This window comes from Pseudomonas sp. AU12215 (assembly GCF_001675465.2).
In the GTDB taxonomy this organism is placed as follows: domain Bacteria; phylum Pseudomonadota; class Gammaproteobacteria; order Pseudomonadales; family Pseudomonadaceae; genus Pseudomonas; species Pseudomonas nitroreducens.
Genome location: NZ_MACM02000141.1, coordinates 307,810 through 322,234 on the forward strand (window position 1 = coordinate 307,810; position 14,425 = coordinate 322,234).

Annotated in this window: 16 protein-coding genes; 8 read left to right on the forward strand and 8 right to left on the reverse strand. The window is 65.2% G+C overall.

From position 1 onward, the window contains the following. The first annotated feature begins 4 nt into the window (after nt 1-4). Together A9513_RS35125 and A9513_RS21475 are read left to right on the forward strand one after the other, a co-directional pair. On the forward strand, nt 5-610 hold the full coding sequence (locus A9513_RS35125; protein ID WP_083196180.1) for a hypothetical protein: 606 nt from the start codon (nt 5-7) through the stop codon (nt 608-610). Nucleotides 611-940: 330 nt separating this feature from the next. Further along, nucleotides 941-1,372, forward strand: coding sequence for a hypothetical protein (locus A9513_RS21475; protein ID WP_038803353.1), 432 nt, complete (start codon nt 941-943; stop codon nt 1,370-1,372). Nucleotides 1,373-1,454: 82 nt separating this feature from the next. On the opposite strand, the gene A9513_RS21480 is transcribed toward A9513_RS21475, so the two are convergent. Continuing rightward, complete coding sequence (locus A9513_RS21480; RefSeq protein WP_024765978.1) at nt 1,455-2,765, reverse strand: MFS transporter; 1,311 nt, start codon at nt 2,763-2,765, stop codon at nt 1,455-1,457. Between the two features lie 543 nt (nt 2,766-3,308). Here A9513_RS21480 and A9513_RS21485 point away from each other — a divergent pair. Continuing rightward, nucleotides 3,309-3,524, forward strand: coding sequence for a hypothetical protein (locus tag A9513_RS21485; RefSeq protein WP_024765979.1), 216 nt, complete (start codon nt 3,309-3,311; stop codon nt 3,522-3,524). Nucleotides 3,525-3,530: 6 nt separating this feature from the next. Here A9513_RS21485 and A9513_RS21490 read toward each other — a convergent pair whose 3' ends face one another. Both A9513_RS21490 and A9513_RS21495 read right to left on the reverse strand, forming a co-directional pair. Next, on the reverse strand, nt 3,531-4,631 hold the full coding sequence (locus A9513_RS21490) for a fatty acid desaturase (protein WP_141678472.1): 1,101 nt from the start codon (nt 4,629-4,631) through the stop codon (nt 3,531-3,533). Beyond that, complete coding sequence (locus A9513_RS21495) at nt 4,628-5,728, reverse strand: ferredoxin reductase (protein ID WP_024765981.1); 1,101 nt, start codon at nt 5,726-5,728, stop codon at nt 4,628-4,630. The genes A9513_RS21490 and A9513_RS21495 overlap by 4 nt, the downstream gene beginning before the upstream one ends. Nucleotides 5,729-5,877: 149 nt before the next feature. On the opposite strand from A9513_RS21495, the gene A9513_RS21500 reads away from it, so the two are divergent. The 5 genes from A9513_RS21500 (at nt 5,878) to A9513_RS21520 (ending at nt 9,108) form a co-directional block, all read left to right on the forward strand. Then, nucleotides 5,878-6,513 (forward strand): TetR family transcriptional regulator, encoded by a 636-nt coding sequence (locus A9513_RS21500; protein ID WP_024765982.1) that lies wholly within the window; start codon nt 5,878-5,880, stop codon nt 6,511-6,513. Between the two features lie 205 nt (nt 6,514-6,718). Beyond that, nucleotides 6,719-7,219 (forward strand): urease accessory protein UreE, encoded by a 501-nt coding sequence (gene ureE / locus A9513_RS21505; protein WP_065085546.1) that lies wholly within the window; start codon nt 6,719-6,721, stop codon nt 7,217-7,219. Continuing rightward, on the forward strand, nt 7,216-7,884 hold the full coding sequence (locus A9513_RS21510; protein ID WP_037012002.1) for an urease accessory protein UreF: 669 nt from the start codon (nt 7,216-7,218) through the stop codon (nt 7,882-7,884). Before ureE ends, A9513_RS21510 begins: the two co-directional genes overlap by 4 nt. A 10-nt stretch (nt 7,885-7,894) precedes the next feature. Next, nucleotides 7,895-8,509 carry an urease accessory protein UreG gene (gene ureG / locus A9513_RS21515; protein WP_037012004.1) on the forward strand — a complete coding sequence of 205 codons (615 nt, stop codon included), beginning with the start codon at nt 7,895-7,897 and terminating at the stop codon, nt 8,507-8,509. Nucleotides 8,510-8,535: 26 nt separating this feature from the next. Further along, nucleotides 8,536-9,108: a HupE/UreJ family protein gene (locus tag A9513_RS21520; RefSeq protein WP_065085547.1), complete on the forward strand. Its 573-nt coding sequence runs from the start codon at nt 8,536-8,538 to the stop codon at nt 9,106-9,108. A gap of 150 nt (nt 9,109-9,258) precedes the next feature. Here the strand turns inward: A9513_RS21520 and A9513_RS21525 are convergent, their stop codons facing one another. The 5 genes from A9513_RS21525 to livM form a co-directional block, all read right to left on the reverse strand. Further along, nucleotides 9,259-10,023: an SDR family oxidoreductase gene (locus A9513_RS21525; RefSeq protein ID WP_083196181.1), complete on the reverse strand. Its 765-nt coding sequence runs from the start codon at nt 10,021-10,023 to the stop codon at nt 9,259-9,261. A gap of 515 nt (nt 10,024-10,538) precedes the next feature. Continuing rightward, nucleotides 10,539-11,462: an ornithine cyclodeaminase family protein gene (locus A9513_RS21530; protein ID WP_065085549.1), complete on the reverse strand. Its 924-nt coding sequence runs from the start codon at nt 11,460-11,462 to the stop codon at nt 10,539-10,541. Nucleotides 11,463-11,537: 75 nt separating this feature from the next. After that, entirely contained in the window at nt 11,538-12,254 is a 717-nt protein-coding gene (locus A9513_RS21535; RefSeq protein ID WP_037012012.1) for an ABC transporter ATP-binding protein, read from the reverse strand. After that, nucleotides 12,251-13,126: an ABC transporter ATP-binding protein gene (locus A9513_RS21540; RefSeq protein WP_024765989.1), complete on the reverse strand. Its 876-nt coding sequence runs from the start codon at nt 13,124-13,126 to the stop codon at nt 12,251-12,253. Before A9513_RS21540 ends, A9513_RS21535 begins: the two co-directional genes overlap by 4 nt. Then, the gene (livM, locus tag A9513_RS21545; RefSeq protein ID WP_024765990.1) at nt 13,123-14,424 is read right to left on the reverse strand and encodes a high-affinity branched-chain amino acid ABC transporter permease LivM; all 1,302 of its coding nucleotides are present in this window, start codon (nt 14,422-14,424) and stop codon (nt 13,123-13,125) included. The genes A9513_RS21540 and livM overlap by 4 nt, the downstream gene beginning before the upstream one ends. Nucleotide 14,425: the final 1 nt, after the last annotated feature.

Consider the following 14,425-nt stretch of genomic DNA (forward strand, 5'->3'; position numbering starts at 1 on the left):
CATCATGAAACGCACCCTCGTACTTGGCTTTGCCCTCTCCGTATTTGCTGCCAATGCCGCTTTCGCCGGCTCCCAGCAGGAATCCCCGGTCATCAACGCCAGCCAGACTCAGGTTCTGGTCCAGGACGGCGCAGAGCGCACCCTGGATCAACAACAGAAACAACTCGATGCCGCCAAGGCCCGTATCGCCGAAAACGGCTCCAGCCAGTCGGTCGATCGCCTGATCCAGAAAATGAACGTCGCCGAGAACGGCTCCAGCCAGACCGTCGAYCGCYTGCACAAGCAACTGGGYGTCGCTGAAAACGGTTCGAGCAAAACCATCGACCGTCTGCACAGCGAGATGAGCGTTGCMGAAAACGGTTCGAGCCAGTCGGTTGACCGCCTGCACCAGCARATGAACGTCGCCGAGAACGGCTCCAGCCAGACTGTCGACCGCCTGCACAAGCAACTGGGCGTCGCTGAAAACGGTTCGAGCAAAACCATCGAGCGTCTGCACAGCGAAATGAACGTGGCCGAGAACGGCTCCGAGCACACCGTCGACCAGTTGCACAGCAACATGGTTGCCGAGTCGGGTGGCGACACCGTCTTCAACGCCCATCTGAAGGCATAAGTCTCCAGGCAGTACACCGCAAGGTGAGAGAAAAGCCCGGCCCCGCCGGGCTTTCTTATCGCCCCAGAGCCGCAACGGCACGCCATCGATACCAGGCCACCCGCGATTTGTAACGGCGTCTTGCCTGAAACCTCCTTTGAAACGCCTTAAGACACCGCCCTAGAGCGGTTTTCGTCGTTCCATCATTGGCGGCGATAGTTGAAATTAGCCGGCTAAATAATCGACATCACTGATGCTCTGTATCACCCAGCATCGTTTTTAAATCGATTTATCCGAAGGGAAAATAACCCCGTAGCCAAAACAAACCGCCCCCTTTCGGAGCCACCCAACATGAAAACCAAGATCGCCCTCAGCCTTGCACTCACCTCCCTGATGACCGCCAGCGCCGTCTTCGCCGCCCCGGCCATCCTCAACAATGGCCCGCGCAGCACGCACCAACTCCAGCAGCAGAGCGCCCAGCCCCGCGTTGCGGATAATGGCTCCGAACGCACCATCGACCGCCTGCACAAGCAGATGGACGATGCCCGCGTTGCCGACAACGGCTCTGAACGCACCATCGACCGTCTGCACAAGCAAATGGACGATGCCCGCGTCGCCGACAACGGTTCCGAACGCACCATCGACCGCCTGCACAAGCAAATGGAAGACGTCCGCGTTGCCGAGAACGGCTCCGAGCACACCATCGACAAGCTGCACAACAACATGGTCGCCGAGTCCGGTGGTGACACCGTGTTCGATGCCCACCTGAAGCGTGTTTCCTGATCGGCGCGAAATACGCCGAACAGGCGAAAGAAAAGCCCGGCATCTGCCGGGCTTTCTCATTTCTGCGGTTTGTCTAGCGCGGTCAACTCTTGTTCTCGGCGCCATCCGGCTCGCCATCGGAGCGGCCGATGCTGGCCGGTGCCTCCACCACCAACTCCTCCGGCACTTCCTCAACGCGCGGGTCCAGCGCTGCAGCCATCGGGCTGACGGTGTCGGGCATGGCCACGTGATGCAATGGCGCCTCATCGACACGGTGCACACCGGTGACGCGCTTGGGCTGCACCCAGAAGATCAGGATCAGCGCATAGGCCGACACCAGCATGTAGAACATGCCCGGGCCGAAGTGGCGCATCATCGCGCCGGCGAACAGCGGGCCGATACAGGCGCCGACGCCGTAGGTGGTCAGCAGCATGGCCGAGAGTGCCACCCGGCGAGACTGTTCGACATGGTCGTTGCCCAATGCCACCGCCAGCGGATAGAGGGTGAACAGCAACATGCCAGTGACGAAACCATTGGCCAGCAGCAGCGCGTAGGGTAGTTCGATCAGGCCCCACATCGGCACCGCCGCCAGGCACAGCAGCAAGGCATTGGCGCGGATCAGCCAGCTGCGGTTGACCCTATCGGACAACCAGCCCAGCGGCCACTGCGCACAGAAGCCGGCGACGATGCACATGCCGACGAAGAGGCTCGCCTGCGAGGTGTCCAGACCGTTGCGCGCCGCATACACCGGCGCCAGGCCGTAGAAGGCGCCGACCATCAGGCCGGCGACGAAGATGGTGCCCAGCGATTGCGGCACGCGCTTCCAGAAGAAACCGATCTCCAGCGGCGCCGCCACCAGCTTGGCCGGGTGGACGCGGCGGGTCAGCGCCAGCGGGATCAGGCAGGAGGAGAAGCAGATGGCGACCAGCAGCAGCGGCTTGTAATCCAGCGCCGGGCTCAGCGCCAGCAGGCCCTGGCCGACCACCAGGCCAGCGTCCACCGCCACCATGTAGCCGGCGAACACCTTGCCGCGCTGATGTCCTTCAGCCTGCTCGTTGAGCCAGCTCTCGATCACCATGTACTGGTTCATCATCACGGCGCCCATCACGAAGCGCAGCACGATCCACACCTCCAGCTGCGAGACCAGCGCGTGGATCAGCACGATCACCGTCGCCATGCCCGCGCAGGCCACGTAGGAACGGATGTGACCGAAGCCTGCGATCAGCTTGTGGCCGAACTTGCCGCCGCAGACCAGGCCGAAATAGTAGGCCGCCATCAGGCCGCCGACCCACAGGTCGCTGACACCCTCCTGGGTCAGGCGCAGGCCCATATAGGTGGTGAACAGGCCGGAGCCGGCGAGCATCAGCAGCGTGGCTGTGTAGAGCGCGGGAAAGGTGACGAGCGGGCTGAACATGGCGAGTCCGGCAGGCAAATGGGATGAAAGAGTGCGGCGACGAAAAAACCGTCCCGATATCGGACAGTGCTGGCGCGACAAAGATCACAGGTTTTACGAAGCCGCGCATTATGGTGCTGCAACACCCCGCCGGCTATCAGACCTCGTGCCTTCAGTTGCATGAAACCATACCGTCGCAGGATCGATCCTAAGCAGCATGTACCTGGAGAGTCGCCACGCTGCTCCGGGATCTCAAGTATTTCCTGCTCTAATGCCCCGCCATCCTGCTGATATGGCTCTTCGCCTTCGGCCTCACCCGCGGCGTTGTCTACCGCCTGCACACACGCTTATCCGACTTGCCGCTGGAGGACTTGGGTGCCATTCATTACGGCGGGGGATCGGCCGCCTGCTGTTCAACCTGGTGCCCCTGCCGGCGCTGTGCAGCTTTCTGAATCGATGCGCCACCGCTGCGACATCATGACCGCCGATCAGAAAGCAACTTGTTGAAATTTATTGGAAATAATCAGGTCGTAGGGTGCGTGCAGTTTTCAGGAGAACACCAACGTGAACCACGCAACCCGCAGCCTGCGAAAGACCCTCGACGCCGTCGCCAGCAACAACGAGGCCACGGCCCTGGAGGTCATGCGGGCGGTCGAACAGGTCCAGGACGACCTGCTCCGGCAGAGACTGCTCAAGGCCATCCACCATCTCAATCAGGACGCCGCCGAGTTGCGCGCCCTGCGTGAAGAAGTCGCCTCGCCGCATTCCCGCCGCGCCTGACCCGGATCAGGCGCGGGCCGGAACGGTGGGTCGACGATGGACCCAGATGCGCTTGAGCACCGTGGCGAACTGCGCCGACAAGCGGCCGCTGTTGTAGGTCTGGCCGTAGCGCGCAGCGATCTCTCGAACCTCCCGCGATAGTGCCGCATAACGCCGCGCGGGCAGGTCCGGATAGAGGTGGTGCTCGATCTGGTGGCTGAGGTTGCCAGTCATGATGTGGAAGATCGGCCCGCCTTCCAGGTTGCTCGACCCGCGCAGCTGGCGCAGATACCAGTGGCCGCGCGTCTCGTCCTGCAGTACCTCGGGCGGGAACACCGCGGCCTTCTCGGTGAAGTGGCCGCAGAAGATCACCGTGAAGGTCCACAGGTTGCGCATCAGGTTGGCGATGACGTTGCCCAGCAGCACAGCGCCGAAGGCGCCGGTGATCAGGCCGAGCAGCGGGAACACGATGTAGTCCTTGACCCACTGGCGCCCGACCTTGGCGTTGAACTGGCGCAGCAGCGGGCGCAGTTCTTCCTTGCTCATCCGCCCCTTCACGTACTTGTCCAGGCGCAGGTGCTGAACCGCCACGGCGTACTGGAACAGCAGCGCCTGGAGCGTCACCCACAGCGGCTGCCAGCGGTAGAACGGCTTCCACTTCTGCTCCGGGAACAGCCGCACCACGCCGTAGCCCACGTCGTCATCCATGCCCAGCACGTTGGTGTAGGTGTGGTGCACATGGTTGTGCGTGTGCCGCCAGAAGTCCGAAGGACCGACGATGTCCCACTCGTAGCGCTGCCCGGAAAGCTCCGGGTCGTTCATCCAGTCGTACTGGCCATGCATGACGTTATGGCCCAGCTCCATGTTCTCCAGGATCTTGCCCATCCCGAGCAGCAAAGTGCCCAGCAGCCAGGTCGGCGGGAACCAGCCGGCCATCAGCAGCGCGCGGCCGCTCCAGCAGCAGAAGCGCACCGCCGCGCGAATGCGGCGGATGTAGCGGGCGTCTTTTGCCCCCAGGTCGTGCAGGGTGCGCTGGCGCAGGGCGTCCAGTTCGGCACCGAAGGCCGCCAGCTCGGCGGCGGTCAGATCGCGGTCTTCACGCATGGCGATGGCTTCCGGAATATTCAGAGATCGACAGTCAGGTCGCCCTGGGGCGCGCTGACACAGATGCGGATGGGCTGACCCGGTTCGCTGAACAGCTCGCCGCTACGCAGATCGCGCACGCAGCCGCTGACCAGGGTGCAGGTGCAACTCGTGCAAACGCCCTGGCGGCAACCGTGTACCGGGCGCAGACCGTTGGCTTCGGCCTGTTCCAGCAGGCTGCGGCGGCTGTCACCCGCCACCTCCAGCGCGCTACGGGCAAAGCGCAGGCTCACGGACTGCGCCGGCGCGCGCTCATCCCAGCTCGGCGGGCTGAAGCTTTCCACCTGCAGGCTGCGGCTGCTGGCACCTAACGCCAGGCGCACGCTCTCGACGAAACCACCGGGGCCGCAGGCCAGCACGTGGCGCCCGTCCAGGCCGCAGACGTGCTCCGGCTGAAAGCGCCCGGACAATTCGCCTGCCAGCGCCGTATCGCCGCTCAGCGACCAGCGCAACTCCAGGTTCGGATACTGCCGCGCCAAGGCGTCCAGGCCAGCCACGAAGGCTTTCTGCCCGCGCTCGCGGACGTAATGCAGCAGCGTCACCGGCCCGTTGTAGCCGCGCGCCAAGGCCTCGCGCAGCAAACCGAGCAGCGGCGTCAGCCCGCTCCCGGCAGCCAGCAGCAGCACGCCCTGGTCATCGAGCGGCCAGCTCAGGTCGCCGTCCGGTTGGCCCAGCTCCAGCACATCGCCCACGCACAGCTGCTGCACCAGCAGGGAAGACACCCGCCCGCCCGGCTGCCGCTTCACGGCAATCTCCAGGCAGCCGTCATCGGCGATGCGCGTCAGGCTATAGCTGCGGCTGTGGCGCACGCCGTCGTGCTCGACGAACAACTGCAGGTGCTGCCCGGGGCGCGCACCGCGCCAATGGGCGTTGGGGCGCAGGCGCAGCTCCAGCATGTCATCCGCCACCCATTGCCGCGCCTCGACCCGTGCATACACGCGTTGCAATGACCAGCCGCGATTGAGCACCCGCAGCCACGCATCGACATCCGCCTCGCGCAGCCACTGGTTGCGCACCAGCGAACACAGCGGAGCAAGCAGCGGCTGGATCAGGCTCAGAGTGGAAAAGGGCAGCAGCGACATTGGGCGTGACCGAACAGTAAACAGGTGTTCACTTAAAATCTCATGGGTAGGAGTTTTCAGTCAACACCTGTTCACTATTGCCATCAGGAACTTCCCAAACGCCGAGCGGCTTTTGCTAGAGTGCCTGCGCCTTTGTCATGGATCGCCGTATGTCCACTCCCCGCGCCGAACAGAAACAACAGACCCGCCTGGCCCTGATGGATGCCGCGCGGAGCCTGATGGACAGCGGCCGCGGCTTCGGCACCCTGAGCCTGCGCGAAGTGGCGAAGACGGCGGGCATCGTCCCGGCGGGCTTCTACCGGCACTTCACCGACATGGACCAACTCGGCCTTGCGCTGGTGGCGGACGTCGACGAAACCTTCCGCGAAACCCTGCGCGTGGTGCGCCGCAACGAGTTCGAGCTGGGCGGCGTGATCGAGGCATCGGTGCGCATCTTCCTCGATGCCGTCACCGCCAACCGCACCCAGTTCCTCTTCCTCGCCCGCGAGCAGTACGGCGGCTCGCACCCGATCCGCCAGGCCGTCGGTGCCCTGCGCCAGCGCATCACCGACGACCTGGCCGCTGACCTGGCGCTACTCAACAAGCTGCCGCACCTGGGCGGCCAGGACATCGACGTGATCGCCGATCTGGTCGTCAAGACGGTGTTCGCCACCCTGCCCGAACTGATCGACCCGCCGGCGGAGAGCCTGCCGACGCACCTCTCGCCCCAGGCGAAGATCACCCAGCAGTTGCGCTTCATCATGATCGGCGCCAAGCACTGGACCGGGATCGGTTCACGGCCCTAACGAAAATCCTGTAGGCGCCCCCTCGCTCCTACAAAGAGCCCACTGCCCCGACATGGTGCGCACCGTTTTCGTGCGCACCATCCTTGACCACGCGCACCATTCCTGATCGCTCGGACAACCCCGCCAGGCCGCGCCAGCACTGACCGCCGCCTGCACTGGCAAGCCCCTTGCTGTAGCACTGCCATTGCTACTGCCGGACACTGCCATGCTGGTCATCCACCAACGAATCGAACCCCGCGAACACTGGGACGCCGAACTGCGCCTGAATTACGAGGCGCGCAGCAAAAGCCGCCTGCGCTGCTTCAGCGCCGGGGGTGAAGACGTCGGGCTGTTCCTCGAACGCGGCCAGTCGCCGCTGGCCGATGGCGAATTCCTGCTGGCCAACGACGGACGCGTGGTGCGCGTCTGCGCCGCGCCGGAGAAGCTGCTCCACGTCACCTGCGCCAACGCCCGCGAGCTGAACCGCGCGGCTTATCACCTGGGCAATCGCCACGTTGCCCTGCAGGTCGGTGAAGGTTGGCTACGCCTGCTCGACGACTACGTACTCAAGGCCATGCTCGACCAGCTCGGCGCCACGGTGGAGGCCATCGAAGCGCCCTTCCAGCCGGAACACGGTGCCTACGGCGGCGGGCATCATCATTCGCATCAGGGCGAAGAAGAATTCAACTACGCGCCGAAGCTGCATCAATTCGGAGTGCGCCGGTGACCCCCCTCTGGGCACTGCTGCGCCTGGCCAGCCCGCAGTTGCCCATCGGTGGCTACAGCTACTCGCAAGGGCTGGAAAGCGCCATCGACCAGGGCCAGGTCAAGGATGCCGACAGCGCACGCACCTGGCTGACCGATCAACTGCACCTGAACCTCGCGCGCTTCGAAGGCCCGCTGCTGGCCGAGCTGCTGCGTGCCGCCCAAGCCGGTGATTGGGACGCCCTGCGCGACGCCGCAGAGCGCCACCGCGCCAGCCGCGAAACGCGCGAGCTGGGTCTGGAGAACCGGCAGATGGGCTTCTCCCTCGGCCAGTTGCTCGAAGCCCTGCCCGAGCTGGACGCGCCCGCTCGCCAGTGCCTCGCCGAGCAGGCCGCTCCCTCCTTCGCCGCCGCCTGGGCGCTGGCCGCCCGCGCCTGGGAACTTTCCCCGGAACAGGCCCTCGGCGCCTGGCTGTGGAGCTGGCTGGAGAACCAACTGGCGGTACTGATGAAAACCCTGCCGCTGGGCCAATTGGCCGCGCAGAAGCTCACGTCGCAATTGCTACCCGAGCTCGACGTCGCCTGCCAGGCCGCGCTGGAAAACGATCCCCATGGCGGCGCGCCCTTCGGTCTCGCGCTGGCCTGCATGACTCACGAAACCCAATACAGCCGTCTGTTCCGCTCCTAGGAGAACTGCCATGAACTCTCAACCTCTTCGCGTCGGCATCGGCGGCCCGGTGGGCTCCGGCAAGACCGCCCTGACCCTGGCGCTGTGCCGCGCCTTGCGCCAGCGCTACAACATCGCCGTGGTCACCAATGACATCTACACCCAGGAAGACGCGCAGTTCCTGGTACGCAACGAGGCGCTGGAGCCGGAGCGGATCATCGGCGTGGAAACCGGCGGCTGCCCCCACACGGCAATCCGCGAGGATGCCTCGATCAACCTGGAGGCGGTGGACCAGCTCAACCGCCGCTTCCCCGGCCTCGACCTGATCCTGGTGGAGTCCGGCGGCGACAACCTCTCGGCTACCTTCAGCCCTGAGCTGTCGGACCTGACCCTTTACGTGATCGACGTCTCCGCCGGCGACAAGATCCCGCGCAAGGGCGGACCGGGCATCTGCAAGTCCGACCTGCTGGTGATCAACAAGATCGACCTCGCCCCGCTGGTGGGCGCCTCGCTGGAAGTGATGGACCAGGACGCCTCGCGCATGCGCGGCGACAAGCCCTTCGTCTTCAGCAACCAGAAGACCGGCCAGGGCCTGGCCGAGATCATCACCTTCATCGAGCGCCAGGGACTGCTGACTGCAGCCTGAACAGCCCCACAGACCAAGGAATGACCATGACCCTGCGTAAAGCCCTCTACAGCCTGGCGCTGTTCCTCACCCCGGCAGTGGCCTTCGCTCATCCGGGCCACGGCGACCACGGCCTGATCGCCGGCATCGCCCACCCCATCACCGGCCTCGACCACCTGCTGGCGATGCTCGCCGTCGGCCTCTGGGCCGCCCAGCAACAGGGCGCCGCACGCCTGGCGCTGCCCTGCACCTTCGTCGGCACCATGCTGATCGGCGGGCTGCTGGGCTTCGAGGGGCTGGAGATTCCGTTCATGGAGACCGGCATCTCCGCTTCGGTATTGGCGCTGGGCCTGTGCGTGGCGCTGGCGGTGCGTCCGCCGCTGGCGGTGGCGATGGGCGTCACTGCGCTGTTCGCTCTCGCCCACGGCGTGGCACACGGGCTGGAACTGCCGGACCTGAGCAGTCCGTGGCTGTACGCCGCCGGTTTCGTTGCCGCAACGGCTGCGCTGCATGGGGCGGGTTACGGTCTGGTTCGCGTGTTGCCTCAGGCGGCGGCGCCGCTGGTGCGCTTCGCCGGGCTGGCTTCGGCGGCTGCAGGTGCCTGGTTGCTCGCAGGCTGACGCCTTATCTGTAGGATCAACAGCACCTCACCCCAGCCCTCTCCCGGAGGGAGAGGGACGGTCTGGAGCAGATCGAAACCACGCCATCAGCCGGGACGAACGGCCCCCCTCTGGGGGAGGGCTGGGGTGAGGGTACCCCCCGCACAAAAATCACCCCTTGCGATGCACCGAGAAGCCCGCCCAGGCCTGGCTCACCGGCATGATTTCCAGGGTGTTGATGTTGATGTGCGGCGGCTGGTTCAGGATCCAGTGGATGGTCTCGGCGATGTCTGCGGACTGGATCGGCTCGGCGCCGGCGTAGGTCTTGTCGTACCTCGCCTGATCACCGCCGAAGCGCACCAGGGAGAACTCGCTCTCGCACATGCCCGGCTCGAGGTTGGTGACACGCACGCCGGTGCCCTGCAGGTCGCAACGCAGGTTCAGCGAGAACTGCTCGACGAAGGCTTTGGTCGCGCCATACACGTGGCCGCCCGGATAGGGCCAGTGACCAGCAACCGAGCCCAGATTGAGGATGCTCGCGCCCGGACCATGGGCGATCAGACGCGGCAGCAGCAGGCGGGTGGCGTACATCAGGCCCTTGATGTTGGTGTCGACCATGGTGTCCCAGTCGTCCAGCTCGCACTCCTGCGCCGGGTCGGCCCCCAGGGCGAGGCCGGCGTTGTTGATCAGGCCACGCAGCTTGGCGAACCTCTCCGGCAGGCAGTCCACCGCTGCGGTCATGGCCGCGCGATCACGCACGTCGAGCACCAGCGGCAGCACCTCGGTCTCGGCGGAAAGCTCCTGGGCCAGCGCATTGAGGCGCTCCTCGCGGCGACCGGTGATCACCAGCGACCAGCCGTCACGGGCGAAACGCCGGGCACAGGCTTCGCCGAAGCCGGAGGTGGCGCCGGTAATGAACAGAGTGGGAGTGGTCATCACAGATATCCTCTTGCAGGGCACTGCCGTCGCCGATGCATGCCGGGGAGTCGTGCGGTGCGCGTTCTTGTCGGTCGGCCGAGCATAACAGCCCGAACTCGCCGCGTTGCGTTACAGCGGTGCTGGATAAAACCCGAACAGCCGCGTGAAAGGCCCATGGCTGTGGGCCTGCCGAGAGTTGCGCCCATCTTGTCCACAGGCTGCTCCACGGTTTCTGTGGGCAAGCGGAAGAGCGCATTCCCCCTGGACGATTTTCAAGCGCTTCAGCACAGGCCGCGTCGCCTCTGCGCTGGAGCCGTTCTTCCCAAGGTTATCCACAAGTCTTTCAACGGCTGACGGGGACAACTATCGGAACTGCGGAACTTTTCCACGAAGTGGTAACTGTCCATCCATACAGGGGTTGCAGGGCAATCGAACAGAAAACGAGCGGTACTGCCGGCGCCCGTTGTCACGCGGGCTCGCAAGGTTCTCCCAGATGTTATCCACAGCGCCGCCCACAGAATTTCGGGACAACTTCACTGCAGGAGCAGGCGCGCCGCGATCAGATCTTCCAGTGCATAACCCACGGACTTGAACAGGGTGATCTCGCTATCGTCCTTGCGCGCGCCGCGACCGTTCAGGAGGTCGGCCAACTGACAGTCGATAGCGCGCTCGTCGATCACGCCTTCGCCCAGGGGAATCAGCAGATCGCCCGCCTCTGCCAGTGAACCTTCGCGGGTGTCGACGACGATGCGCGCACGGCGCACGGCTTCGCTGTCGGTCTCGCGCATGGACGGCAGGAAGGCTCCGACCAGATCGAGGTGGCAACCCGAGCGCAGCCAGGCGCCGTGGACGATGGGCTCGCGGGAAGTGGTGACGCAACTGATGCAGTCCGCCGCTGCCACGCCACCGCGCAGATCGGCACTGGCGTGGACGGGATAGCCTTCGTCCTGCAACTGCTTCACCAGCGCTTGCACCTTGTCTTCCTGGCGCCCCCAGAGGGCGATGTCCTCGTACTCGCGCACCGAGCAGTGGGCGCGGACCATATGCGGCGCCAGGGTGCCGCTGCCGACGATCAGCAGCCGCCGTGCGTCGCGGCGTACCAGGTAATCGGCGGCCAACGCGGAGGTGCAGGCGGTGCGCCGGGCGGTCATTTCCGAAGCTTCGAGCATCGCCAGCGGATGGCCGGTCTGTCCGTCGAACAGGCAGAACAAGGCGGCCACCGCCGGCAGGTTCTTCGCGCCGTTATCGGGGAATACGGTGACCAGCTTCACGCCGATGTCCTGCCCCGGTCGCCACACCGGCATGGTCAGCAGCGAGGCGTTGCCGGGCAGTTCATGACAGCCGCGCACCGGGGCTTCGCAGGCTCCGGCGAGGCCGATGCGCAGGGCTTCGATCAACTGGGGATAACTCAGTCGTTCGGCGACGTCGGCGTTGGTGAGGAAGCGGAGGTCTTGCATGGAAACCCCTCTTCGGGAAAGCGGTGAAGGAATCGTAGGAGCGGACTCCGTCCGCTCCTACGAAAGGCGAAGGCGTCAGTGCCCGCCCAGATACGCGTTGCGAACCTCCTGGTTACCCAGCAGTTCCGCCCCTGTGCCGCTCAGGCGGATCTCGCCGTTGACCATCACGTAGCCGCGGTCGGACAGCTTCAGCGCGTGGTTGGCGTTCTGCTCCACGAGGAACAGTGTCATCCCGCTCTGCGCCAGTTCGCGCAAGGTCTGGAAGATCTGCTTGACCACGATGGGCGCCAGGCCCAGGGACGGTTCGTCGAGCAACAGCAGCTTGGGCCGGCTCATCAGCGCGCGGGCGATGGCGAGCATCTGCTGCTCGCCGCCGGACATGGTCATGGCGCGCTGGTTGCGCCGCTCCTTCAGGCGCGGGAAGAGGTCGAACATGCGCTGCATGTCGTCCTGGGCGTGGTCCATGCCGATGGGGATGGTGCCCATCAGCAGGTTCTCCTCCACGGTCATGTCGGGGAACACCCGGCGCCCTTCCGGCGACTGCGCGATGCCGTTGGAGGCCACGTAGTGCGCGGACTTCTGGCGGATGTCCTGGCCCTTGTAGAGGATCGCGCCGCCCGCCGCGCGCGGCTGGCCGAAGATCGACATCAGGAGCGTCGACTTGCCCGCGCCGTTGGCGCCGATCAGCGCCACGGTCTCTCCTTCGTTGACGGTCAGCGAGACTTTCTTCAGCGCCTGGATCGGCCCGTAGAACACATCGACCTCACGGAATTCCAACATCGGCGCCGTCATGCCAGCTCCTCTTCGTCTGCGCCGAGATAGGCGGCAATGACCTTGTCGTTGTGGCGAATCTCCTCCGGGCCGCCACGGGCGATGACCACGCCGTGGTCGAGCACGATGATATGGTCGGAGATGTTCATCACCATGCCCATGTCGTGCTCGATCAGCAGCACGGTGATGCCGTGGTGGTCGCGCAGGTAGCGCACGATGCGCGCCAGGGCCTGGGTTTCGGCCGGGTTGAGGCCGGCGGCCGGTTCGTCCAGGCAGATCAACTCGGGCCGGGTGCACATGGCGCGGGCAATCTCCAGGCGACGCTGCTGCCCGTAGGACATCTCGCCGGCCAGGCGGTTGGCGCAGTCCACCAGGTCCACCACTTCCAGCCAGTAGAAGGCGTGGTCCAGCGCTTCGCTTTCCGCGCGGCGGTAGCCGGGGGTGTTGAGCACGCCGGCGATGAGGTTGCGGTTGACGAACATGTGCTGGGCCACCAGCAGGTTCTCCACCACCGACATCTCGCGGAACAGCCGGATGTTCTGGAAGGTCCGCGCGAGCCCCGCGCGGTTCACCAGGTGGGTGCCGCCGAACATCTTGTAGTAGAGGCGGTTGCCGAACTGCGCCGGGTTGACGAAGTCGCCGCCCTGGAACGGCTGGCCGAGCACCTTGATGACGTCGGTGGTGCCGCCCTGGGTGTTGAGCAGGATATTGCCGCCGGTGGCCTTGTAGAAGCCGGTGAGACAGTTGAACACCGTGGTCTTGCCGGCGCCGTTGGGGCCGATCAGCGCGGTGATGGAGCCGCGTTCCACGTCGAGGTTGACGTCGTTGAGCGCCTTGATGCCACCGAAGTGCATCATCAGGTGCTCGACGCTGAGGATCTTGTCGCCGCTCATGGCGCCACCCCCTTGCGTACGGCGAAGCCCGAGCGGCTGATGCGGATCAGCCCGCGCGGGCGCCAGATCATCATCAGCACCATGAGGATGCCGAACAGCAGCACGCGGTAGTCAGCGAAGCTGCGCAGCAGTTCTGGCGCGACGGTGAGGACGAAGGCGGCGATCACCACGCCCACCGTCGACCCCATGCCGCCCAGCACCACGATGGCGAGGATCAGCGCCGACTCGAAGAAGGTGAAGGACGACGGGTTGACGAAGCCCTGGTAGCTGGCGAAGAACACGCCCGCCAACCCTGCGGTGGAGGCACCCAGCATGAACGCCGAGAGCTTCACCAGCACGTGGTTCAGGCCCATGGCGCGGCAGGCGATCTCGTCCTCGCGCAGCGCTTCCCAGGCACGGCCCACCGGCATGCGAGTCAGCCGGTGCTTGATGTAGAGCACCAGCATGACGACCAGGAACAGCACGATGTAGATGAACAGGAACTTGAAGTTCTGGTTGTAATCGATGCCGAGGAACTCGTGGATCGGCGTGCCGCCGTCCTTCGCCCGGCGGCCGAATTCGAGGCCGAAGAAGGTCGGTGCCGGCACCGGCATGCCGTTCGGGCCACCAGTGAACGACAGCCAGTTGTTGAGGATCAGGCGAATGATCTCGCCGAAGCCCAGGGTCACGATGGCCAGGTAGTCACCGTGCATTCGCAGTACCGGAAAGCCCAGCAGCGCCCCCGCCAGCGCGGCAACGATGGCAGCCAGCGGCAGCACCGTCCAGAAGCCCAGGCCCAGATACTGGTAGCCCAGCGCCAGGCCGTAGGCGCCGATGGCGTAGAAGGCCACGTAGCCGAGGTCGAGCAGGCCGGCGAGGCCGACCACGATGTTCAGGCCCAGGCCCAGCAACACGTAGATCAACCCGAGGATGATCACCGTGAGCAGGTACTTGCTGGCGAAGAACGGGAAGATCACCGCGGCCACGATGACGATCGGGACTATCCAGCGCAGGCGCGTCTTGTAGCCCGGCGGCAGTACGCTGATGCCCGAGTCGGAGCTCTCGAAGCGGTCCATGATGCGCAGGCCGGCGGGCGTCTGCAGGAACAGGCTGAGCAGCAGGCGACCGAGCATCACCGCGCCGATCATCCAGGCCAGGCGAACCGGTTCGACCTTGAAGCTGTAGCCATCGAGCACGATGCCGACGATGGGGCCGAACACGATCAGGGCGATCAGCCCGGCGAGAACGGTGTCGACAAGGCTCTTCCTGATATCGATGCGCGCCGGCTTCGGCGCGGCTGAGGTCTGGGTTGCGGACATC

Excerpts from the sequence above, each read along its gene's own strand:
- A9513_RS21500 (WP_024765982.1), top strand. The coding sequence starts at position 5,878 with ATGTCCACTCCCCGCGCCGAACAGAAACAACAGACCCGCCTGGCCCTG.
- A9513_RS21520 (WP_065085547.1), top strand. The coding sequence starts at position 8,536 with ATGACCCTGCGTAAAGCCCTCTACAGCCTGGCGCTGTTCCTCACCCCG.
- A9513_RS21480 (WP_024765978.1), bottom strand. The coding sequence starts at position 2,765 with ATGTTCAGCCCGCTCGTCACCTTTCCCGCGCTCTACACAGCCACGCTG.
- A9513_RS21495 (WP_024765981.1), bottom strand. The coding sequence starts at position 5,728 with ATGTCGCTGCTGCCCTTTTCCACTCTGAGCCTGATCCAGCCGCTGCTT.
- ureG (WP_037012004.1), top strand. The coding sequence starts at position 7,895 with ATGAACTCTCAACCTCTTCGCGTCGGCATCGGCGGCCCGGTGGGCTCC.
- livM (WP_024765990.1), bottom strand. The coding sequence starts at position 14,424 with ATGTCCGCAACCCAGACCTCAGCCGCGCCGAAGCCGGCGCGCATCGAT.
- A9513_RS21535 (WP_037012012.1), bottom strand. The coding sequence starts at position 12,254 with ATGACGGCGCCGATGTTGGAATTCCGTGAGGTCGATGTGTTCTACGGG.
- A9513_RS21540 (WP_024765989.1), bottom strand. The coding sequence starts at position 13,126 with ATGAGCGGCGACAAGATCCTCAGCGTCGAGCACCTGATGATGCACTTC.
- A9513_RS21530 (WP_065085549.1), bottom strand. The coding sequence starts at position 11,462 with ATGCAAGACCTCCGCTTCCTCACCAACGCCGACGTCGCCGAACGACTG.
- A9513_RS21525 (WP_083196181.1), bottom strand. The coding sequence starts at position 10,023 with ATGACCACTCCCACTCTGTTCATTACCGGCGCCACCTCCGGCTTCGGC.
- A9513_RS21475 (WP_038803353.1), top strand. The coding sequence starts at position 941 with ATGAAAACCAAGATCGCCCTCAGCCTTGCACTCACCTCCCTGATGACC.
- ureE (WP_065085546.1), top strand. The coding sequence starts at position 6,719 with ATGCTGGTCATCCACCAACGAATCGAACCCCGCGAACACTGGGACGCC.